19 protein-coding genes are annotated in these 20,071 nt (G+C 74.3%); 5 read left to right on the forward strand and 14 right to left on the reverse strand.

Annotated features, from left to right (window positions below):
* From A2CP1_RS13400 to A2CP1_RS13420, 5 genes are all read right to left on the reverse strand, one after another.
* Positions 1-348, reverse strand: a complete 348-nt coding sequence (locus tag A2CP1_RS13400) for a phasin family protein (RefSeq protein WP_012633776.1) — start codon at positions 346-348, stop codon at positions 1-3.
* Positions 349-350: 2 nt separating this feature from the next.
* Positions 351-764 carry a hypothetical protein gene (locus tag A2CP1_RS13405; protein WP_245529778.1) on the reverse strand — a complete coding sequence of 138 codons (414 nt, stop codon included), beginning with the start codon at positions 762-764 and terminating at the stop codon, positions 351-353.
* 230 nt (positions 765-994) lie between these two features.
* On the reverse strand, positions 995-2,089 hold the full coding sequence (locus A2CP1_RS13410) for a quinone-dependent dihydroorotate dehydrogenase (protein ID WP_012633778.1): 1,095 nt from the start codon (positions 2,087-2,089) through the stop codon (positions 995-997).
* A 67-nt stretch (positions 2,090-2,156) separates the two neighbouring features.
* Positions 2,157-2,636 (reverse strand): ribosomal protein S18-alanine N-acetyltransferase, encoded by a 480-nt coding sequence (gene rimI / locus A2CP1_RS13415; protein ID WP_012633779.1) that lies wholly within the window; start codon positions 2,634-2,636, stop codon positions 2,157-2,159.
* 1 nt (position 2,637) lies between these two features.
* Positions 2,638-3,309 (reverse strand): hypothetical protein, encoded by a 672-nt coding sequence (locus A2CP1_RS13420; RefSeq protein WP_245529779.1) that lies wholly within the window; start codon positions 3,307-3,309, stop codon positions 2,638-2,640.
* A gap of 105 nt (positions 3,310-3,414) precedes the next feature.
* On the opposite strand from A2CP1_RS13420, the gene A2CP1_RS13425 reads away from it, so the two are divergent.
* The 5 genes from A2CP1_RS13425 (at position 3,415) to A2CP1_RS13445 (ending at position 10,433) form a co-directional block, all read left to right on the forward strand.
* Positions 3,415-4,371 carry a DnaJ C-terminal domain-containing protein gene (locus tag A2CP1_RS13425; RefSeq protein ID WP_012633781.1) on the forward strand — a complete coding sequence of 319 codons (957 nt, stop codon included), beginning with the start codon at positions 3,415-3,417 and terminating at the stop codon, positions 4,369-4,371.
* 63 nt (positions 4,372-4,434) lie between these two features.
* Positions 4,435-5,184 (forward strand): HEAT repeat domain-containing protein, encoded by a 750-nt coding sequence (locus A2CP1_RS13430; RefSeq protein ID WP_012633782.1) that lies wholly within the window; start codon positions 4,435-4,437, stop codon positions 5,182-5,184.
* A gap of 88 nt (positions 5,185-5,272) precedes the next feature.
* Positions 5,273-7,873: a 1-acyl-sn-glycerol-3-phosphate acyltransferase gene (locus A2CP1_RS13435; protein ID WP_012633783.1), complete on the forward strand. Its 2,601-nt coding sequence runs from the start codon at positions 5,273-5,275 to the stop codon at positions 7,871-7,873.
* A 132-nt stretch (positions 7,874-8,005) separates the two neighbouring features.
* Positions 8,006-9,538, forward strand: coding sequence for a succinyl-CoA:acetate CoA-transferase ScpC (scpC, locus tag A2CP1_RS13440; RefSeq protein WP_012633784.1), 1,533 nt, complete (start codon positions 8,006-8,008; stop codon positions 9,536-9,538).
* 103 nt (positions 9,539-9,641) lie between these two features.
* Positions 9,642-10,433 carry an inositol monophosphatase family protein gene (locus A2CP1_RS13445; RefSeq protein WP_012633785.1) on the forward strand — a complete coding sequence of 264 codons (792 nt, stop codon included), beginning with the start codon at positions 9,642-9,644 and terminating at the stop codon, positions 10,431-10,433.
* On the opposite strand, the gene A2CP1_RS13450 is transcribed toward A2CP1_RS13445, so the two are convergent.
* The 9 genes from A2CP1_RS13450 to uvrC form a co-directional block, all read right to left on the reverse strand.
* The gene (locus A2CP1_RS13450; RefSeq protein ID WP_012633786.1) at positions 10,333-10,995 is read right to left on the reverse strand and encodes a GNAT family N-acetyltransferase; all 663 of its coding nucleotides are present in this window, start codon (positions 10,993-10,995) and stop codon (positions 10,333-10,335) included. The two genes, A2CP1_RS13445 and A2CP1_RS13450, sit on opposite strands and share 101 nt — an antisense overlap.
* Positions 10,992-12,491, reverse strand: coding sequence for an AAA family ATPase (locus A2CP1_RS13455; RefSeq protein WP_012633787.1), 1,500 nt, complete (start codon positions 12,489-12,491; stop codon positions 10,992-10,994). Before A2CP1_RS13455 ends, A2CP1_RS13450 begins: the two co-directional genes overlap by 4 nt.
* Before the next feature lie 40 nt (positions 12,492-12,531).
* A complete protein-coding gene (locus A2CP1_RS13460; RefSeq protein ID WP_012526585.1) occupies positions 12,532-14,367 on the reverse strand; it encodes a GspE/PulE family protein in 1,836 nt (611 codons plus the stop codon).
* Between the two features lie 145 nt (positions 14,368-14,512).
* Positions 14,513-14,713: an FmdB family zinc ribbon protein gene (locus tag A2CP1_RS13465; protein WP_012526586.1), complete on the reverse strand. Its 201-nt coding sequence runs from the start codon at positions 14,711-14,713 to the stop codon at positions 14,513-14,515.
* Between the two features lie 33 nt (positions 14,714-14,746).
* A complete protein-coding gene (locus tag A2CP1_RS13470) occupies positions 14,747-15,229 on the reverse strand; it encodes a DUF2721 domain-containing protein (protein ID WP_012633788.1) in 483 nt (160 codons plus the stop codon).
* Positions 15,230-15,314: 85 nt separating this feature from the next.
* Entirely contained in the window at positions 15,315-15,911 is a 597-nt protein-coding gene (locus A2CP1_RS13475; RefSeq protein ID WP_245529780.1) for an inorganic diphosphatase, read from the reverse strand.
* A gap of 60 nt (positions 15,912-15,971) precedes the next feature.
* Complete coding sequence (gene epsC, locus A2CP1_RS13480; protein WP_012526589.1) at positions 15,972-16,910, reverse strand: serine O-acetyltransferase EpsC; 939 nt, start codon at positions 16,908-16,910, stop codon at positions 15,972-15,974.
* Positions 16,907-17,836 (reverse strand): cysteine synthase A, encoded by a 930-nt coding sequence (cysK, locus tag A2CP1_RS13485; protein ID WP_012633789.1) that lies wholly within the window; start codon positions 17,834-17,836, stop codon positions 16,907-16,909. Before cysK ends, epsC begins: the two co-directional genes overlap by 4 nt.
* A gap of 52 nt (positions 17,837-17,888) precedes the next feature.
* A complete protein-coding gene (gene uvrC / locus A2CP1_RS13490; RefSeq protein ID WP_012633790.1) occupies positions 17,889-20,012 on the reverse strand; it encodes an excinuclease ABC subunit UvrC in 2,124 nt (707 codons plus the stop codon).
* Positions 20,013-20,071 lie beyond the last annotated feature (59 nt).

A 20,071-nucleotide genomic window follows, 5' to 3' on the forward strand; every position in this document is an offset into this window, starting at 1 on the left:
CTATTCCCCCTGCTCCTGCCGCGGCGGCGGCGGCGCGACCGGCGCGCGCCGCGACAGCGCCTCCACGCGCTCGGAGACGGCGTCGAGGCGACGCTGCAGCGTCTCCAGGTCGTCGCGGGTCGGGATGCGGAAGCGGTTCGCCGCCCGGCGCACCGCGTCGTCGAGGCCGCGCTCGAGCCCGCGCCGCTCGCGGTCGAGCCGCTCGCCCAGCTCGCGAGCCTGGCGCCGCACCCCCTCCGTCGAGACGCCGATGCGGCCGAGCACCTTCTCCGCCTCGGCCTCGGCCGCGGTCACGCCGGCGCGCGCGCTGGACCAGACGTCCTTGAACATTCCCTGGATGTCCGGCATCGCTAGCCCTCCGCCCTGGCCTTCTTCGCGTTGCGGCGACCCTTCTCCGCTCGATCGAGGCGCTTCGCGAGGCGCTCCAGCTCCCGGCTCAGCTCCTCCACCTGATCCCGCGTGGCGACGCCGAGGAACGCGACCGCGCGCGTCTGGAGGTCCGTCACCCGCTCCAGCGCCTCCGTGCGGAACGTCTCGGCCTTCCCCCGCCACTCGGCTGCCCGCTCCACCCCCTGCTCCCGGAGCTTCCCGAGCCGGTGCTTCACCTCGGGGAGGTTCCAGTCCTGCCGGGACAGCCGCTGCATCATGTGTTCGATGTCCTTCCTTCCCGCACGTCCCCTGACCATGAGGTCCTTCAGCACCCGCTGGGCCTCCTCCTCGATCTGGCCGAAGCGGACCTGCGCCGCCTCGAGGGGCTCTCTCAAGAATTCCGGAACCTTCAACTTCTCGATCCGCTGCATCTCGGCCATGTGGAACCTCCGGGTTTGGGCCGGCGTGGCGTTCCCGCCACCCCATCTGCCCCGACCGTAACGCGTCGCGTCAGACCTCTCAAGACCCTACCGCGCTGCGTCAACTTTCAGGCCCCTACATGGTTGTTCCCCGATGAGGGAACGTAAACGACCTGCGAGGGACGGCCGTAGGTCAGAACGCACGCCTACCCCGCCGCCTTCCCGCCGCCCTGTCGGTGGTCTGCGCCGACCGCGTCCGAAAGGGTGCTGAACCCGTCCCGCTCGAGCAGCCGGGCCAGGCCGGCGTTCACCCGGCCCACGAACGCGGGGCCGCCGTAGATGAGCCCCGTGTACGCCTGGACCAGCGTCGCGCCGGCCCGGATCTTCGCGTACGCGCCCTCCGCGTCCATCACCCCGCCCACCCCGACGATCGGGACCCGGCCGGCGGCGCGCGCGTAGCAGCGCCGGACCACGTCGGTGGCCAGCCGCTCCAGCGGCGCGCCGGAGAGCCCGCCCGCCTCCGCGGCGCGCGGGTGACGCTCGACGCCGGCCCGGGAGAGCGTGGTGTTGGTCGCCACGATCCCGGCGGCGCCCGCCGCGATGGCCACGTCCACCGCCTCGTCGAGCGCCTCGGGCGAGAGGTCCGGCGCGAGCTTCACCAGGAGCGGCTTGCCCGGCGCCCGCTCCGCCAGGTGGCGCACGCAGGCGCGCAGCAGGCGATCCAGCGCGTCGCGCTCCTGGAGCTGGCGCAGCCCCGGGGTGTTCGGCGACGAGATGTTGACCACCAGATAGTCGGCGTACGGGTGGAGCCGCTCGATGCACGCGAGGTAGTCGGCGGCGGCGTCCTCGTTCGGCGTCACCTTGTTCTTCCCGACGTTGATCCCGACGGGCCCGAGGCGCGCGGCCGGAGGGAGCGCCGCGAGCCGACGCGCGCAGGCCTCCATCCCCTCGTTGTTGAAGCCCATCCGGTTGAGCAGCGCGCGGTGCTCGGGAAGGCGGAACAGGCGCGGGCGATCGTTGCCCGGCTGGGGGCGCGGCGTGATCGTCCCGATCTCGACGTGCGAGAAGCCCAGCCCGAAGAGCCCCGGCAGCGCCACGTCCCCCTTGTCGAAGCCGGCCGCCAGGCCCACCGGCCCGTCGAAGTCGAGCCCCATGCAGCGGACCGCGAGGGCGGGGATGGACGCCGGCCGGCGCGCGCGCGCCACGGCGAGCGGGACGCGGTGCAGCGCCCAGTGCGCGAGGTGGTGCACGCGCTCCGGGTCGAGCTGGAACAGGACGGACCGCAGGGCTGGCCAGAGCATGGGGCGGCCTGCTTACACCAGCGGGGGGCCGCCTGTCAGCCCGCCTCCGCCCGGCGCGGCCGGCCGCCTAGGGCAGATCCGCGGTCATGACGACGGCGTCCTCGCCCTCCTCGGCGTAGTAGCCGGGCCGGATCCCCACCTGGCGGTAGCCGAGCGAGCGGTACAGCTCGATGGCCGCCACGTTGGAGCGGCGCACCTCGAGCGTGGCGAGCACCGCGCCGCGGCCGCGGCCGATCCGGTGCCCCTCCAGCATGAGCGCGCGCCCCACCCCGCGGCGCCGCGCCTCCAGCGCCGTCGCGATGTTGAGGACGTGCAGCTCGTCGTGCACCAGCCAGAAGACGATGAAGCCGAGCACCACCTCGCCGCCCGGGCCGTCCTCCACCGCGAGCAGCGTGCTCGACCACGCGTGGCCGAGCTCGCGCTCGAGCAGCTGGCGCGACCACGGGTTGCGGAACCCGTCCTTCTCGATGTCCACCACGCGATCGAGATCCGCGGTCCGCATCGGGCGGAAGCGGAGCGCCGCGGCGGCGTCGGCCGGCCTGCGCACGTCAGCTCCCCCTCGCCGGCTCGCGGCGGAGCGCCGGGTCGAGCACGCGGATCTCGGCCCGGCCGCGCAGCTCGCGCACCAGCTCCTGCGCCTGCGCGCGGGCGCGCGCCTCGGCGAGGCCCGCGCGGACGGCGTCGCGCGAGCCGGCCGACGGCGCCGCCGCGCCGCGCGCCCGGAGCGCCGCGTCGACCTCGTCGTCGCCGACGCGCACCCCGCGGCCCACGCGCGTGCCGAGATAGCGCTCCACCTCGAGCGTCCGGGCCAGCGACGCGGCCACGTCCTCCTCCCCCAGCTCGAACCGCGCGAGGAACCGGCGGTAGGCGTCGTCGTCCGCGAAGCGCCCGCGGAACCGCCGCAGCGCCGGCTCGAGCGCCTCGCGGTCCACCGCGTCCAGCCGCAGCCGGGCCGACTCGTCCGCCACCAGCATCTCGTCCAGCAGCCAGTCGAGCGTGGCGCGCAGCACCTCGACGTCCAGCGACCGGAACGCCGCCTCGGCGCCGCCGCGCGAGACGAGCGCGACGCGGGCCTCGGCCTCGAGCCGGGTGAGCGTGATGGGGCGCGGCGCCGCGCCGGCCGGGTTGCGCACCACCGCCACGACCTGCTCGACGACGCGCGCGCCCGGCGGTGGGGACGGGGCCGCCGCGGCCGCGGCGAGGAGCAGGGTGAGGAGCATGGGCCCCATTGTAGTCAGCGCGGGCCGCGTGGGGAGCCCGTCCGCGCGCGCCGCCCCGGGGCGGCGCGATTTGACCTCCCGCCCGGGAGCGTTACGTTTCCCCGCGTGCCAGAGCACGACCTCTACGAGATCATCGGAGTTCCACGCACCGCGACCCACGACGAGATCAAGCGCGCCTACCGCAAGCTCGCCAGGAAGTACCACCCCGACGTGAACCCGGGGGACAAGGCGGCGGAGGAGCGCTTCAAGGAGGTCACGGCGGCGTTCGAGGTGCTCTCCGACGAGAAGCGCCGGAAGCTGTACGACGAGTTCGGACCGGACTCGCTGCGCTCCGGGTTCGACGAGAAGAAGGCCGAGCAGTACCGGCAGTGGAAGCGGCACGGCGCGCCGAACGGCGGGATGCCGTTCGACTTCGGCGACTTCTCCACGGTGAACGTGGGCGACTACGGCGCGTTCGACTTCGGGTCGATCTTCGGCGACCTGTTCGGCGGCGCGCGCGGCGGGCGGGTGCGGCGAGGCCCCATCCCGTCCCAGGGCGCCCACGCGGAGGCGGAGATCGCCATCGACCTGCGCGACGCGGTGCTCGGCGCCGAGCGCGACCTGCGCGTGGACGGGCGCACGCTGCGCGTGAAGATCCCGGCCGGCGTGACCGACGGCTCGCGCATCCGCCTGGGCGGCCAGGGCGGGCGCGGGGCCCACGGCGGCCCGGCCGGCGACCTGTACCTGGAGGTCCGGCTGCGCGCGCACCCGCACCTGCGCCGGGAGGGGCGCGACCTCTACCTCGATCTCCCCGTCACCATCCCGGAGGCCGCGCTCGGGGCCGAGGTGGAGCTGCCCACGTTCGAGGGCCCGGTCCGGCTGCGCGTGCCGCCGGGCGCGCAGAGCGGAATGCAGCTCCGGCTCCGCGGCAAGGGGATGCCGGACCTGCGGGGCGGGCCGCGCGGCGATCTGTACGCGGTGGTCCAGCTGCGCCTGCCGCCGGATGGGCCTGCGCTGCACGAGGCCGTGAAGCCGCTGGCCGAGCTGTACAAGGACGATCCGCGCGCGGGCATCTCGTTGTAGAACCTCGTGCCTCCGTCCGCTCCCGCGGGGGCCGGACGCTGGAGCGGGGGTTTCGGAGGTCGGATGGGACTGTTCGATCTGTTCGGGTCGAAGGAGGAGCGGGAGCAGAACCAGCTCCGCAAGCTCGCGAAGAAGCTCACCGAGCGCTACGGCCCGCCGGAGAACCGCCAGAAGGTGATCGAGCAGCTCGGGGAGATGGCCACGCCGGGCGCGCTGGGCACGCTCTGCCTGCGCTTCACCGTCCGCGCCGAGCCGGGCATCACCGACGACGAGGAGAAGGAGACCGCGCGCGGGATCCTGGTCGCCGCCGGCCAGGAGGCGCTCGGGCCGGTGGAGGCGTTCGTCCGCGAGCAGGAGTCGGGCATCGCCTGGGGCCTCCGGGTGCTCGCGCAGATCGCGCCGCCGGAGAAGGTGATCGACGTGGTGGTGAAGGAGCTGACGCGCCTCTCCCGCTCCTACACGCGCGACCCGGAGAAGAAGCTGGTGCTGCTCACCTGGCTCGCGGAGCACGCCGGGCCCGAGGCCGACGCCGGCCTGGAGGCCGCGCTGCTCCCGCTGCTGGAGGACTTCTCCGACGACGTGCGCATCGCCGCGGCCCGGGTGCTGTCGGGGCGCGCGCCCAGCGAGCCGGCGCGCGACGCGCTCATCCAGCTGCTGCTGCGCGATCGCGACAACGCGCGCGTGCGCGGCGAGGTGCTGGAGGCGCTGGCGCGGCTCGGGGCCGACGTGAAGGGCCACCGGCCCAGCGTCGAGGCGCTGCTGGTCGAGCCGTTCTACCTGGACCGCGAGGGCCGGGTGAAGAAGCGCGGGTGACCGCGGACCCGCTCTCCGGCCCGCAGGCCAGGGATTTCCGGGCGGAATCCGCCCGCCAGCCGCCACCGCTGTAATACACTCGCGCGCCGTGACGAAGGCCTCGGATCCCCAGCCGGACGGCTCGACGCCGCCGCCGTCCGCGCCTGAGGGCACCGGGCTCGGCGAGGGCGGCGGCGTGCTGGGGCGGTGGTTCGCGCCGGTCAAGATCCCCCGCGACGCGATCGCCACGCTGCGCGCGCTCGCCGCGCGCGGCAGCCTGGTGTTCGTGATGCGCTCGCCGGGCCTGCTCGGCTTCCTGTACCTGCGCTGGTTCCTGCGCCGCGCCGGCCTGCCCCCGCTCCGCGCGGCGCAGGGCTTCCACGGCCTCACCGGCTGGCTCGCCCGGGTGCGGCGCACCCGCCGCGCGTTCGAGGACGCGGTCGCCGCCGGCGAGTCGAGCCTCGTGTTCCTCGGGCGCCCGGACGCCGAGAAGAACCCGCTCGCCGCGCTGGTGCGGCAGCAGCGGGACTTGTTCCAGCCGGTGTTCCTCGTCCCGGTGCTGCTGGTGTGGAGCCGGCGGGCGCAGCGGCTGCAGGGCTCGATCTGGGACGTGCTGTACGGCTCGCCCGAGTCGCCGAGCGCCTTCGCGAACGCGATCGCGTTCCTGCGCGCGTTCCGGCGGGCGGTCTTCGACGTGGGGCGCGCGCTCGACCTCAAGGAGTACCTGGCCCAGCGCGCCGCCGAGCCGGACGCCTCGGTGGCCCTGCGCGTGCGCGGCGCGCTCCACCAGCACCTCGCCCGCGAGTTCCGCACCGCGGTCGGCCCGCCGCTCAAGGCGCCGTCCCGGGTGCGCGAGAAGGTGCTGCGCGATCGCTCGCTGCGCGCCGCCATCGAGGCGGTCGCCGCCGGGACCGGCCGGCCCGCGCAGGCGGTGGTGGCCGAGGCCGAGAAGGACCTGCGCGAGATCGCGAGCAACTACGACCCGGTCTTCGTCGGGGTGATGCGGGCGCTGCTCTCGCGGTTCTTCCGGCGGCTCTACACCAGCGTGGAGGTGGACGAGGAGGGCCTGGCCCGGCTGCGCCGCGCGGCGGGCGAGGCGCCCTTCGTGCTGTGCCCCAGCCACAAGAGCCACGTGGACTACCTGGTCCTCTCCTGGCTCCTCTACGAGAACGGCATGACGCCGCCGCACATCGCGGCCGGCATCAACCTCGCGTTCTGGCCGTTCGGCGCGATCGCCCGCCGCGGCGGCGCGTTCTTCATCCGGCGCAAGGTGAAGGGCGACCGCGTCTACACCGCGGTGCTGCGCGCCTACGTGAAGCACCTGCTGCGCGACCGCTTCCCGCAGGAGTTCTACGTGGAGGGCGGGCGCAGCCGCACCGGCAAGCTCCTGTTCCCGAAGACCGGCCTGGTGTCGATGGAGGTGGACGCCTGGCTGGACGGCGCCGCCGACGACGTGCTGTTCGTGCCGGTGGCGATCGACTACGAGCGGCTCATCGAGGCGTCCAGCTACGCGAACGAGCTGGCGGGCGGCGAGAAGCGCAAGGAGAGCCTGCGCGGCCTGCTGGGCGCGGCCCGCGTGCTCCTGCGGCGGTACGAGCGGCTGTACGTCCAGTTCGAGACGCCCATCTCGCTGCGCCAGGTGGCGGCCGAGCGGCTGGGGGCGCGCGCGGCGTCGCTGGCGGTGGACGAGGCCTGGGGCGGCGAGGCGGAGCGGCGCGCCGCGCCCGGCGCCGCCGGGGCGGGCGACGACGCCGAGGCGAAGCGGCAGCTGGTGCAGGGGCTCGCGAACCGCATCGCCTACGGGATCAGCCGCGCCGTCACCATCACGCCGGTCGGGCTGGTGGCGGCGGCGCTCCTCTCGCACGTGCGGCGCGGCCTCGGGTCCGAGGAGGTGGCGCGGCGGGTCGAGCTGCTCCGCTACGTGGCCGCCGAGGGCGGGGCCCGCTTCGCGCGCGACCTCGCCGGCGCGCCCTCCGATCCGCGGCAGGCCGGGCCCATCGCAGACGCGGTGCGGCGCCTGGCGCGCGACGGGCTGGTGCGGGTGGAGGTCGCGGCGGGCGACACCATCTACCAGGTGGTCGACGAGAAGCGCCCCCTGCTCGACTACCACCGCAACGCGGTGATCCACCGCTACGTCGCGCCCGCGCTGGTGGCCTCGGCGGCGCGCGCCGGCGGGACGGGCGGCTCGACGGCGGCGGAGGTCCGCGATCGGGCGCTGTGGCTGTCCCGCCTGTTCAAGCTCGAGTTCATGTACCGGAGCGGCGCGAGCTTCGACGAGATCTTCGAGTCGAACCTCGCGTTCCTGGTGCGGGTGCGGGCGGTGGACTGCGACGCGGGCCGGGTGCTGCCCGGACCGGAGACCACCGCCCTCGCCTTCCTCGCCGACCTGGTCCGCGCGTACCTCGAGGCCTACCACCTCGCCGCCGCGGCCGCCCTCGCCGCCCTCGGGTCCGACGCGCCGCGGCAGGCGCCGCTCGACCGGCGGGCGCTGGTCCGGGAGGCGCTCGAGCGAGGCCGGGGCGAGTTCCTCTCCGGCCGGATCGCGCTCCGCGAGACGCTCTCCAAAGCCACGCTGGAGAACGCGGTGGAGTGGCTCATGGCGCAGCGCGTGATCGCCGAGGAGGCGGGCAAGCTGCGCCTCGCCAGCCCGGCCTCGGTCGCGGAACTCCGCGCCATCATGGACGGAATCGCTCCGCATCTGGCGATGTGAGAAGCGTTCCGCCCCTTCCCCACGGGGCCGCGCTCGCGTTACTCTGCGCCACCCACAGCAGGTGTGTCGCAGCACTCTCGGTCGTACCCGCGCTTTCCGTGACAAGCAGCAGGAACCTAGGAGGCTGAACGCATGTCGGATCGGATTCTCCACAAGGGCCTCAAGGCGAAGGTGATGTCCGCCGAAGAAGCCGCCGGGCTCATCCCCAACGGCGCCATCCTCGGCATGTCGGGCTTCACCGGCGCCGGCTATCCCAAGGCCGTCCCCATCGCGCTCTCCAAGCGCGCGATCGAGGAGCGGATGAAGGGCAAGCCCTTCAAGATCACCGCCCTCACCGGCGCGTCGACGGGCCCCGAGCTCGACCAGGCCATGGGCCTGACGGAGTCGGTCAGCTTCCGCTTCCCGTACAACGGCGACGCGGTCATGCGGCAGAAGATCAACGAGGGCGTGATCGAGTACCAGGACATGCACCTGAGCCACGCCGGCTCGCTGGTGCGCTACGGGTACTACGGGCGCCCCGACAACAAGATCGACTTCGCCGTCATCGAGGTCACGAAGATCAAGGAGGACGGCTCGCTCGTCTTCTCGTCCTCGTGCGGCGCGAACACCGCGTACTTCGACGTCGCGGAGAAGTACATCCTCGAGGTCAACGAGTGGCAGGACGAGCGGATGGAGGGGATGCACGACATCCTCGGCGTGACCGGCCGTCACGGTGAGCGGACGCCGATCCCGATCCTCCGCGCCGACGACCGCGTCGGGTCGCCCACGCTGAAGATCGACGTGTCGAAGGTCGCGGCGGTGGTGGTCACGAACAACCCCGACCGCAACGCGCCGTTCAAGGCCCCCGAGGCCGATCACAAGCGGATCGCCCAGCACATCCTCGACTTCCTCGACGGCGAGGTGAAGGCCGGCCGGCTCCCGAAGAGCCTCACCCCGCTGCAGTCGGGCGTCGGGAACATCGCGAACGCGGTGCTCGTCGGCCTGAACGAGGGGCACTTCGAGAACATGATGAGCTACACCGAGGTGATCCAGGACGGCATGCTGGACCTCCTCGACTCCGGCAAGCTCAAGATCGCGTCCGCGACGGCGTTCTCGGTCTCGCCCGAGGGCCAGGAGCGGTTCAACAAGAACATCGACCGCTACCGCAAGCAGATCATCCTGCGCCCGCAGGACGTGTCGAACCACCCCGAGGTCATCCGGCGCCTCGGCTGCATCGCGATGAACGGGTTCGTCGAGGCCGACATCTACGGCCACGTGAACTCGACCCACATCGTGGGCAAGGGCATCGAGAACGGCATCGGCGGGTCGGGCGACTTCGCCCGCAACTCGGCGTACACGATCTTCATGTCCCCGTCGGTCGCGAAGGGCGGGAAGATCTCGGCCATCGTCCCGTTCGCGTCGCACATCGACCACACGGAGCACGAGGTCAACGGCATCGTGACCGAGTACGGCTTCGCCGACCTGCGCGGGAAGAGCCCGAAGCAGAAGGCGAAGGAAGTCATCGAGAAGTGCGCGCACCCGGACTGGCGCCCGATCCTCTGGGACTACTACAACCGCTCGCTGAAGGGCGGCAGCTTCGGGAAGCACACGCCGCACATGCTCAAGGAGGCGTTCTCGTTCCACACGCGCTACCTCGAGACGGGCGACATGCGCCCGAAGAAGTAGCCGGCCTCCGAGAGACCGTCGCAGCCGCGGCGGCCGTCCTCCCGGGCGGCCGCCGTTCCATTTTCCGGCGGCGCCTCGCCGCCGCCGCGCTAGGCTCCCGGCCATGCCCGAGCTCGATCTGCAGCGCGCGATGGAGACCGCCCGCGCGGCGGTGGAGGCCGCCTCCGCGGCCAGCCTCGCCCACTTCCGCCGCGGCGTGCGCGTGGAGCGCAAGCCGGACCGCAGCCCGGTCACCGCGGCGGATCGGGAGTCGGAGGCAGCGGTGCTGGCGGTCGTGCGCGCCGCGTTCCCGGACCACGGCTTCCTGGGCGAGGAGACCGGCGAGCACGCCGGCAGCGCCGAGACCCGCTGGATCGTGGACCCGCTCGACGGCACCAAGGGCTTCACCCGCGGGCGCGGGTTCTGGGGCCCGCTGGTCGCGTGCGAGCACCGCGGCGAGATCGTGGCGGGCGCGATGGCGCTGCCCGCGCTCGGCGAGGCGTACTGGGCGGCGCGCGGCCAGGGCACCTGGCTCCGCGCCGGCGACGCCGCCCCGGCGCGGCTGCGCGTCTCCGGCCTCGCCGCCTGGGAGGACGCGACGCTGTCGCTGGGCGAGCCGCACGTCCTGTTCCGGCCGCCCATGCTGGAGCGCGTCGCGGCGCTGGCGATCTCGGCGCAGGCGGCGCGCTGCTACGGCGACCTGGCGGGCTGCGCGCTGGTGCTGAAGGGCGAGGCCGAGGCCTGGGTGGAGGCGGGGGTCAACCTGTGGGACCTCGCCCCGCTGAAGATCCTGGCGGAGGAGGCGGGCGGCCGCTTCACCGACCTCGACGGGAGGCCGACGGTCGCGTCGGGGAGCTGCGTGGCGTCGAACGGGCTCCTGCACGACCACGTGCTGCGGGCGCTCTCGGGGCGGTGAGCAGCTTGCGGACGATGGGCCGGGTCGGGCTGCGCCGCAGCACCTCCTCGAAGCCGGCGGCGCGGAACGTGGAGGCGAGGCCGGTGTAGAGGAACGCGGAGGCGGTCGCGCCGCGCGGATCCACCGGGTACGCCTCCAGGATCGACGCCCCCGCCGCCCGGGCGTGGCGCTCGGCCCCGTCGATGAGCGCGCGGGTCACGCCCCGGCGGCGATGCGAGCGCGCCACGTAGAAGCAGGTGATCGACCAGACCGGCTCCGCGTCCACCGGGGCCAGGATCCGCGAGGCGCCCAGGCGCGGGTACTCGGCGCGCGGCGCGAGCGCCACCCAGCCCACCGGCGTGTCGCCGTCGTACGCGAGCAGCCCGGGGACCGTGCCGCCGGAGACGTGCGCCCGCAGCGCGCGCCGGTTGCCCTCGCCCTTCCCGTCCGCCCACGCGGCGCGCGGGAGCCGCCACCACATGCACCAGCAGCCGGCGCAGGCGCCGTTCGGGCCGAACAGCCGCTCCAGGTCGGCCCAGCGCTCCGGCGAGGCCGGGTGGATCTCGAGGCGGCCGCCGGTCATTGCACCCGCCGGAACAGGTCCACCACCGCGCCGGCCCGGCCGGCCACCCGCGCCCGCCCGCGCGCCCACTCGCGCAGCGCCTTGATCTGCTCCTCGTAGGTCCGGAACAGCGGGACCAGGTCCTGCGCCACGCGGCGGAGGTCGGCGGTCTCGAGCTCGCGCCCGAGCGCGTAGGCGCGGTGCAGCGCCCCGATCACCACCTGCTCCAGCTCCGCCCCGGAGTAGTCGGCGCACAGCTCGGCGATGGCGGCCACGTCCACCGCCCCGGGCTCGCGGCCGCGGCGCCGCAGGTGCAGCGCCAGGATCTCGCGGCGCGCCTCCGGGTCCGGCAGGTCGACGAAGAACAGCTCGTCGAAGCGCCCGCGGCGCAGCAGCTCCGGCGGCAGCCGCGAGACGTCGTTCGCGGTCGCCACCACGAACACCGGCCCCTTGCGCTCCTGCAGCCAGGTGGAGAACGCGCCCAGCAGGCGCGCGGCGCGCGGCTCGCCGCCGTCGCCGGGCGCGCTGCCCGCGAAGCCCTTCTCGATCTCGTCCACCCAGAGCGCCACCGGCGCGAGCGCCTCCGCCGCCTCCAGCGCGCGCGCCAGCCCCTCCTCGGCGCCGGTCTGCGCGCCCAGCACGCGCGGCAGGTCCAGCCGCAGCACCGGCACGCCCAGGCGCGCGGCCGCCGCCTTGGCCGCGAGCGACTTCCCGCAGCCCTGCACGCCCACGAGCAGCACGCCGCGCGGCGGCGGGAGCCCCCAGCGCGAGGCGTCCGGGTCGAACGCGAGCGCGCGCTCGTCCATCCAGGCCTTGAACGCGCCCAGCCCACCCAGGTCCTCCGGGCGCTCTGCCGCCTCGACCAGCTCGAGGCCGAGGTCCCGCGCCAGCAGCCGCTTCTTCTCGGCCGCCACCGCGCCGATGCCCTCCGGCCCGAGCGCCGCGTCGCGGCGCAGCGCCCGCGTGAACGCGCGGCGCGCCTGGGCCTCCGACAGCCCGCGCGCCGCCACCAGCGCGCGGTGGCGCACGTCCGCCGGGAGCGGCGGCGGCGCGGCCGGGTGCGCCAGGCCGGCCTGGACCACCTCGAGCAGCGCGCCCAGCTCGGCGTCGTCCGGGAGCGGCACGCGGATCACCGCGGCGTCGGTGCCGAGCCCGTCCGGCAGCGCCAGGCGCGGGGCCACCACCGCCAGGCACCGCCCCTCGGCCGCCATGCGGGGCAACGCGTCGCGGAGCTGGCGCGCCACCGCGGGCGAGGCGAGCGCGTGATGGAAGTCGAGCGCCACCGCCAGGAACGGCGCCGGGGCGCGGAGGAGCGCGTCGAGCAGCGCCGCGGGCTCCTTGGCGCCCGGCGCCGCCGGGTCGAGGCCCCGGTGCGAGGACCATACCGCGCAGCGCGCGTCGAACGCGGCGGCCGCGGCCTGGCACGCGGCCACGGCGCGGTCCTCCTCCGGCGTGACCAGGTAGAGGACCGGGGTGCCCGCCGACCACAGCTCGGCGATCTCGGAGGAGACGCTCATGGCTCGCTCACCGTGGGTTCGGGGATCCGGGCCGCCCGGCTCACGGCGCCGCCTCGGCGTCGGCGGTGGCGCGCATCGCCTCCTCGAAGGAGGTGACGCCCGCGGCCACCTTGCGCACCGCGTGCTCGCGCAGCGGGCGCAGCCCGTCCTGGCGGGCGGTGCGGAGCAGCACCTCGGGCGTGGCGCCCTCCGCCACCAGGTGGCGCAGGCGCGCGTTCACCGGCAGGACCTCGAAGATGCCGCTGCGCCCGTAGTAGCCGGTGAACCGGCACTTGGGACACCCGCGGCCGCGCCGGGCCAGCAGCTTGCCGGCGTGGTCCTCGGGGTGCGGCACGCCCAGCGCCTGCACCTCGTCCGCCGTGAGCGGCACGTCCTCGGCGCAGGAGGGGCACACCTGCCGGACCAGCCGCTGCGCGGCGATGCCGGTGAGCGTGGCGGCGATGAGGAAGCTCGGCACGCCCAGGTCGCGCAGGCGGGCCACCGCGCTCACCGTGTCGTTCGTGTGCAGCGTGGTCAGCACCATGTGCCCGGTGAGCGCCGCCTGGACCGCCTGGGCGGCGGTCTCCGCGTCGCGGACCTCGCCCACCATCACCACGTCCGGATCCTGGCGCAGCACGTGGCGCAGCGCCTCGGCGAAGCCGGTGCCGGTCTTCTGGTTGGCGGCGATCTGGTTGAAGTCCTCGTGGACCATCTCGATGGGATCCTCGATGGTCACGACGTTCACCTCGGGCGAGGCGAGCGCCTGCAGCGCCGAGTAGAGCGTGGTGGTCTTCCCGCTGCCGGTGGGCCCGGTCACGATCACCAGGCCGTGCGGCCGCAGCAGCCAGCGCTCGAACTGGTCGCGCTCGTCGGGGAGGAACCCCAGCTCGGAGAGGTCGCGCACCAGCACGGTCGGGTCGAGCACGCGGATCACCACCTTGTCGCCGAAGGTGGTGGGGACGGTCGAGACGCGCAGCTCCATCTCGGCGTCGCCGCGGGCGGTGCGGATGCGCCCGTCCTGCGGGCGCTTCAGCGCGATGTCGAGCCGGCTCATGATCTTGAAGCGATTGGCGATGGCGCCGTGCACCGCCTTCGGGATGCGGTGGACCGGGTGGAGCACGCCGTCGATCCGCATGCGGATGATCGACTCCTCCCGCCGCGGCTCGAGGTGGATGTCGCTGGCCCGCTGCTCGAACGCGTAGTGCAGCAGGTACTCGACCGCCGCGACCACCGGCTCGCTCGACGCCTCCAGCGCGTCGATGCCGGACAGGTTGACGAACTGCTCGAGGTTCGTGACGTCCGGGGCGCCGCCGCCGCCCTCCAGCTCGACGCGGGCCTGCGAGATCTGCTGGCGGAACCCGTACACCTCGGCGATGGCGCGGTGGATGTCCGAGGGCGACGAGAGGACCGCCTCGACCTCGGCGCCGATCAGGCCGCGCAGGTTCTCCAGCAGCTCGCGGTCGAACGGGTTCGCGGCCGCCACCACCAGCGAGCCGTTGCGGCGCTCCAGCGGGAGCACCGCGTGCTTGCGCGCGAAGGGGCGCGACAGCGTCCGGGTGATGAGCTGGGCGTCGAGCTTCAGCGGGTCGATCTTGCGGTACGGGATCCCCACCGCCTTCGCGACGGCCTGCGTGGCCTTGTCCTCGTCCACCAGCTCGGCGTCGCGCCGGGCGTCGGGGAACTCGAAGGAGGCGAGCACCTCGACCGGCGAGAGCTCGGCGCGCCGCAGCGCCCGGCCGCCGCTGCGCGAGGCGCCGTCGCGGAGCAGGCGCGCGCGCTGGACGCCCTCCCGGGCGGTGGCGGTGCGGCGCGCGTCGTCGGTGAGGATCCCCTCCCTGGCGAGGAGATCGGCCACGAACTCGAGGGTGTAGTCGGTAGCGCGGTAGGTCCTTGGCACGCCGCGGGATTCTACCGCGGCACCGGCGCGCGACCCAGCCCGCGCACCGGCCGGCGTGTGGGTGCGGCGACGCCGGCGTGCGCCCGCCGGGGCGCGGCGTTCCTGCTCGGTGGACTCGCCCGACCGGGCGAGCGGCTCAGATCCCTCAACCGACCGGGCCGCAGCCGCGCGCGGGCGCGCCGCCGCCGTCCGAGCCGGTCCGCGCCGCCGCCGGGCGGGACATCTGCCGGGACACCTCGCGGCCGCCGCAGGCAGGGCACGCGACCTCGGCCTCGTCGGACCTCCGGATGATGAGCGTCTCGAAGGACTTGGCGCAGCGGGCGCAGGCGTACTCGTAGATGGGCATCGCCGGATCTGAGCCGGCCCGGGCCGGAAGGGTTCAGCCGCGGGCGGGCGCCGGCCTCCCGCCGCCCGGCGGCACGCGCCGCTCGCGCAGCACCTCCGCGGTCTCGGTCTCGATGGTGCTCCGCGCCAGGGTGATCGCGGCGATGACCAGCACCGCCATCGCGGCCAGCATCGCCACCCCCAGGCCGAACACCAGCACCGGCAGCTCCGGCGGGACCGCCCAGTACGCCTGCGCCAGCCACAGCAGCGAGGTGACCACGAACGCGAACAGCGCGCCGTAGTTGAGCAGCAGCGCCCGCGAGTAGAGGCCGTGGCGGCGGTCCAGCACCTCCACCTGCTCCGCCACCGCCGCGCGCCGGGTCGCGTGCGGCGGGAGGGCGCGCCACTCGCGCGCCAGCTCGCGGAGCCGCGCGGCCATGCGGGCGGTCTGGTTGTCGAGGCCGAGCGCGATGAGCCCGCAGGCGGAGACCATCACCGCCGGCGTCACCGCCGCCGCGATCTGCTGGAGCGCGCCCACCGGCGTCCAAGATGGACACGGGCGGGCGCGCTGCCGCGCCGCTCCCCTCCCCTGCGGCCGGGGGAGCGGGCGCCGGGCGCGGGCGCTACCGGCGCCGGCCGCCCTTGCCGGCCCGGGTCGGTCGCCGGGCGCGGGGCGCCTCCGGCGCGGTCGGGCCCGGCGTGCCCATGAGCCGCGCGCGATCCCGGTCGTAGAGCCGGATCGCGTCGCGGAGCACCTCGAGCGCCTCGGAGCGCCCCTGCGGCGCGCGGACCAGCACCTTCTTGTTCTCGAGCGCCTTGTAGTCCTGGAAGAAGCGCTGCAGCTCGCGCAGGCGGTGCTGCGGCAGCTCCGAGACGTCCGAGTAGTCGGCGTAGTTCGGATCGTCGGCGTGGACGGCGATGAGCTTGTCGTCCTGCCCCTTGTCGTCGCGCATCTGCATCACGCCGATCACCTTCGCCTGCATGATGGCGAGCGGCTGGATCTGCTCGGAGCAGAGCACCAGGATGTCGAGCGGGTCGCCGTCGTCGCAGTAGGTGCGCGGCACGAAGCCGTAGTTCGCCGGGTAGTGCACGGCGGAGAACAGGATCCGGTCCACGAGCAGCAGCCCGGACTTCTTGTCCAGCTCGTACTTCACCTTCGAGCCGGTGGGGATCTCGATGATGGCGGGGATGGGATCCTCGACGAAGCGAGGCAGCTCCACGTCGTGCCACGGGTGATAGGCCACTGCGGTGCTTCCTTTCAGGGGCGCGGGCGCGCCGGATCAGATGCCCGCGCCGTGCGCGAAGCGCTGCTCCCGGACCTCGGCCTGGGTGACGCGGCTGCCGGGCGGCAGGCTGGAGGTGACCCAGACGTTGCCGCCGACCGACGACCCCTTGCCGATGGTGATCCGGCCGAGGATGGTGGCGCCGGCGTATACCACGACGTCGTCCTCGACGATGGGGTGGCGATCGATTCCCTTGATCGGGTTGCCGTTCTCGTCCAGCGGGAAGCTCTTCGCGCCCAGGGTGACGCCCTGGTACAGCCGCACCCGGTCGCCGATGACCGAGGTCTCGCCGATGACCACGCCGGTGCCGTGGTCGATGAAGAAGCGCTCGCCGATCCGCGCGCCGGGGTGGATGTCGATGCCGGTGAGCGTGTGCGCGTGCTCGGTGATGATGCGCGGGATGAGCGGCACGCCCAGCACGTGGAGCTCGTGGGCGATGCGCTGGTTCGTCACCGCCATCATCCCCGGGTACGCGAAGATCGCCTCGTCGCGGCTCTTCAGCGCCGGGTCGCCCTCGTAGGTCGCCTCCACGTCGGAGGCGACCAGGCGCCGGATCGCCGGGACGCGCCCGAGGAACGCCTTGGTGATCGCCTGCGCCTCCTCGAAGCAGTGCGTGCAGCCGTTCAGGTCGTGCCGCTCGGTGAACGCGAAGCCGCGCCGGATCTGCTCCTCCAGCGCGCGCATGGCCCGGGCCAGGGTGGCGCCCACGAAGTAGTGCAGGCTCTCGTCGTGCAGGTCGCTGGTCCCGAAGTAGCCCGGGAACAGCACCGCCCGCAGGTCCTCCACCACCCGGATGACCGCCTCGCGCGACGGCAGCGTCACCCGCCCGCCGGCGCCGAACGCCGCCGCCGCGTCGCGGCAGAGCGCGTCCACCACCGGCGCGAGCGCCACCTGGTCCACCGCCGGGGCCGCCGGAGCCTTCACGCCGTCGCTCACTTGACGTCCTCCCAGAGCCAGGTCGAGAGGTAGCGCTCCCCCGTGTCCGGCAGGACCGCCACCACCAGCTTGCCCGCGTTCTCCGGCCGCCTCGCCACCTCGCGCGCCGCCCAGGCGACCCCGCCGTCCGAGATGCCCGACAGGAGCCCCTCCTCGCGGCAGAGCCGGCGGGCCATGTCCCCGGCGTCCTCGTGACGGACGGTGACGATCTCGTCGAGCAGCTTCGGGTCCAGCACCTTCGGCACGAACCCGGCGCCCCAGCCCTGGATCTTGTGCGGCCCGGGCTTTCCGCCGGAGAGCACGGGCGAGTCCGCCGGCTCGGCGGCCACGATGCGGAGGGACGGCTTGCGCGGCTTCAGCACCTGCGCGCAGCCGGTCACCGTGCCGCCGGTCCCGGTGGCGCACACCAGCACGTCCACCTTGCCGTCGGTGTCGCGCCAGATCTCCTCGGCGGTGGTGCGCCGGTGGACCTCGGGGTTGGCCGGGTTCTCGAACTGCTGGAGGACGAGGTAGCGCGGGTCCTTCGCCGCGAGCTGCTCGGCCCGCTGGATGGCGCCCTTCATCCCCTCGGCGCCGGGCGTCAGGATGAGCTCGGCCCCGAGCGCCGCCAGCAGCTTGCGCCGCTCGATGCTCATGGTCTCGGGCATGGTGAGCGCGAGCTTGTAGCCCTTCGCCGCCGCCACGCACGCCAGGCCGATGCCGGTGTTGCCGCTGGTGGGCTCGAGCAGGATCGTGTCCGGCCCGATCTTCCCCTCGCGCTCCGCCGCCTCGATCATCGACAGGCCGATGCGGTCCTTCACGCTGCCCGCCGGGTTCTGCATCTCCAGCTTGGCCGCGACCACCGCCCCCGCCCCGTCCATCACGCGGTTCAGCCGCACCAGCGGCGTGTTGCCGATGAGCTTCGTGACGTCGTCCGCGATCCGCATGTCGTCTCCTCGGGAGCCCCGACCTTATCAAACCGGCCGGCCGCCGTCCGACTTAAGCCGCGGGCTCCGGGGACGCATCCTCGTCGGCCAGCGCGGCGTCGATCTCGGCCTCGGTGGCGGCGGCCACCGCCTCCGGGCTCGCCTCGGCGGGACCCCCGCCGGGCGCGCCGGCGGGCGCGCCGGACGGCTCGTCCGCGGCGATCGGCGGCGCGTCCGGTCGGTGGAAGAACGCGTGCACGGCCGCCGCCTGCCTCGGCCCGAAGCCCTCCACCTGCGCGATCTCCTCGGGCGTCGCCTCCCGGACGCGGCGCAGCGCGCCGAAGTGGCGCAGCAGCGCCCGCTTGCGGCCCTCCCCGATCCCCGGGATCTCCTCGAGCACGCTCTGGAAGTTCCGCTCGCGCCGCAGCTTGCGGTGGAACGTGATGGCGAAGCGGTGCGCCTCGTCGCGCAGCCGGGCCAGCAGGAACAGCTCCGCGGAGTTCTGCCGCAGCACCACCGGGTCCTTGCGGCCGGGCAGGAACACGCGCTCCGGGCTGCGCGCCAGCTCGGACACGAACCCCTTCTCCGCCGCCTCGGCCGCGTCCGCCAGGCGCGCCTCCGCGCGCCGCCCGCGCCGGCCCACCACCCGCGCCGTCCCGAGCGACGGGCCGTCCACCAGCCGGCTCTTGGCGAGCCCCACCAGCTCGACGAACGGCGCGTCGGGGTTGCCCGGCGACGGGCGCGTCGGGACGCCCAGGTCCTTCGCCGCCGCCAGCGCCGCGTTGAGCTGGCCCTTCCCGCCGTCGATCACGATGAGGTCGGGCAGCTGTCCCTCCCCCAGCGCCCGCCGCAGCCGGCGGGTGATGACCTCGTGCAGCATGGCGAAGTCGTCCTGCCCCGCCACCGCCTTCACCTTGTAGCGGCGGTAGTTCGCCTTGTCCGGCTCGCCGTCCTTCATCGACACGCCCGAGCCGACCGCGAGCGCGCCCTGGAACGTCGAGATGTCGTAGCACTCCATCCAGCGCGGCGGCCGCGCCAGGTGCAGCGCCCGGGCCACGGCGGCCAGCGCCTGCTCGCGCCGCTCGTCGTGCTCGTGCCAGGCCCGGAACCCCTGCTCCGCGTTGCGGCGGGCCACGTCGAGCAGGTCGGCCTTCGCGCCGCGCTGCGGGGTGAGCAGCCGCACCCGCCGCCCGCGCCGCTCCGAGAGCACGTCGGCGAGCGCCTCGGCCTGGACCGGCTCGAGCGGCACCAGGATCTCGTCCGGCGCGTCGGTGTGCTCGTAGTAGAGCGACAGGAACGAGGACAGGATCTCCTCGTCGGGGAACTCCTGCTCGCGGAACGGGTGCGCCTGCGCGTCCTGCAGCTTGCCGGCGCGCATGGAGAGGACCTGGACCACCAGGTCCGGCCCCTCGCGGTAGAGGCCGATGACGTCGCGATCGCCGCGATCCGACATCAGCACCCGCTGCTTCTCGAGGCTCCGCTCCACCGCCTGGAGCTGGTCGCGGAGCCGCGCCGCCTCCTCGAACCGCAACCCCTCCGCCGCGCCCGCCATGCGCCCGCGCAGGCGCTCCACCAGCTCGCCCTCGCGGCCCTCCAGGAACTCCACCGCGTCCTCGACCGACTGCCGGTACTCCTCCGCCGCCACCTCGTAGACGCAGGGCGCCGGGCAGCGGTGGATCTGGTACAGGATGCAGGGCCGCTTGCGGTGGTCGAAGACGTGGTCGCTGCAGGTCCGGAGCTGGAAGTGCCGGTTCACCATGCGCAGCGTCTCGCGGATGGACGAGGCCGAGGAGTACGGGCCGAAGTAGCGCGCCCCCGGCTGCCGCTTCTCCCGGGCGCGCCGCACCTCCAGGCGCGGGTACGGGTGGCGCTCGTCGAGCTTCAGGACGATGAAGTCCTTGTCGTCGCGCAGCCGGACGTTGAAGCGCGGGCGGTGCTTCTTGATGAGCTCGTTCTCGAGGAGCACCGCCTCCTTCTCGGAGCGGGTGACGATCACCTCGAGGTCGCCGAGCAGCTCGTCGAGCAGCGCCACGAACGCGCGCTGATCGCCGCGGCCCGGGTCGAAGTAGGAGCGCACGCGCGAGCGCAGGCTGGACGCCTTGCCGACGTAGACCACCTCGCCGGCCCGGTCCTTCATGAGGTAGCAGCCCGGCTCGGCGGGCAGCTCGTCCAGCTTCCTGCGCAGGTTCGCGTCCATCCGGGCAAGGAATTACCCGGAAACGGGGCGCCGATCACGCCCGTCCGCCCGGGCGGGCG

Origin of the sequence: Anaeromyxobacter dehalogenans 2CP-1, from assembly GCF_000022145.1 — a bacterium.
Taxonomy (GTDB): Bacteria; Myxococcota; Myxococcia; order Myxococcales; family Anaeromyxobacteraceae; genus Anaeromyxobacter; species Anaeromyxobacter dehalogenans.

Bases quoted from the DNA above. Each gene is read 5' to 3' on its own strand.
- A2CP1_RS13410 (WP_012633778.1), bottom strand. From the start codon at position 2,089: ATGCTCTGGCCAGCCCTGCGGTCCGTCCTGTTCCAGCTCGACCCGGAG.
- A2CP1_RS13400 (WP_012633776.1), bottom strand. From the start codon at position 348: ATGCCGGACATCCAGGGAATGTTCAAGGACGTCTGGTCCAGCGCGCGC.
- A2CP1_RS13445 (WP_012633785.1), top strand. From the start codon at position 9,642: ATGCCCGAGCTCGATCTGCAGCGCGCGATGGAGACCGCCCGCGCGGCG.
- A2CP1_RS13430 (WP_012633782.1), top strand. From the start codon at position 4,435: ATGGGACTGTTCGATCTGTTCGGGTCGAAGGAGGAGCGGGAGCAGAAC.
- A2CP1_RS13455 (WP_012633787.1), bottom strand. From the start codon at position 12,491: ATGAGCGTCTCCTCCGAGATCGCCGAGCTGTGGTCGGCGGGCACCCCG.
- A2CP1_RS13420 (WP_245529779.1), bottom strand. From the start codon at position 3,309: ATGCTCCTCACCCTGCTCCTCGCCGCGGCCGCGGCGGCCCCGTCCCCA.
- uvrC (WP_012633790.1), bottom strand. From the start codon at position 20,012: ATGGACGCGAACCTGCGCAGGAAGCTGGACGAGCTGCCCGCCGAGCCG.
- scpC (WP_012633784.1), top strand. From the start codon at position 8,006: ATGTCGGATCGGATTCTCCACAAGGGCCTCAAGGCGAAGGTGATGTCC.
- A2CP1_RS13450 (WP_012633786.1), bottom strand. From the start codon at position 10,995: ATGACCGGCGGCCGCCTCGAGATCCACCCGGCCTCGCCGGAGCGCTGG.
- A2CP1_RS13465 (WP_012526586.1), bottom strand. From the start codon at position 14,713: ATGCCCATCTACGAGTACGCCTGCGCCCGCTGCGCCAAGTCCTTCGAG.
- cysK (WP_012633789.1), bottom strand. From the start codon at position 17,836: ATGCGGATCGCGGACGACGTCACGAAGCTCATCGGCAACACGCCGCTG.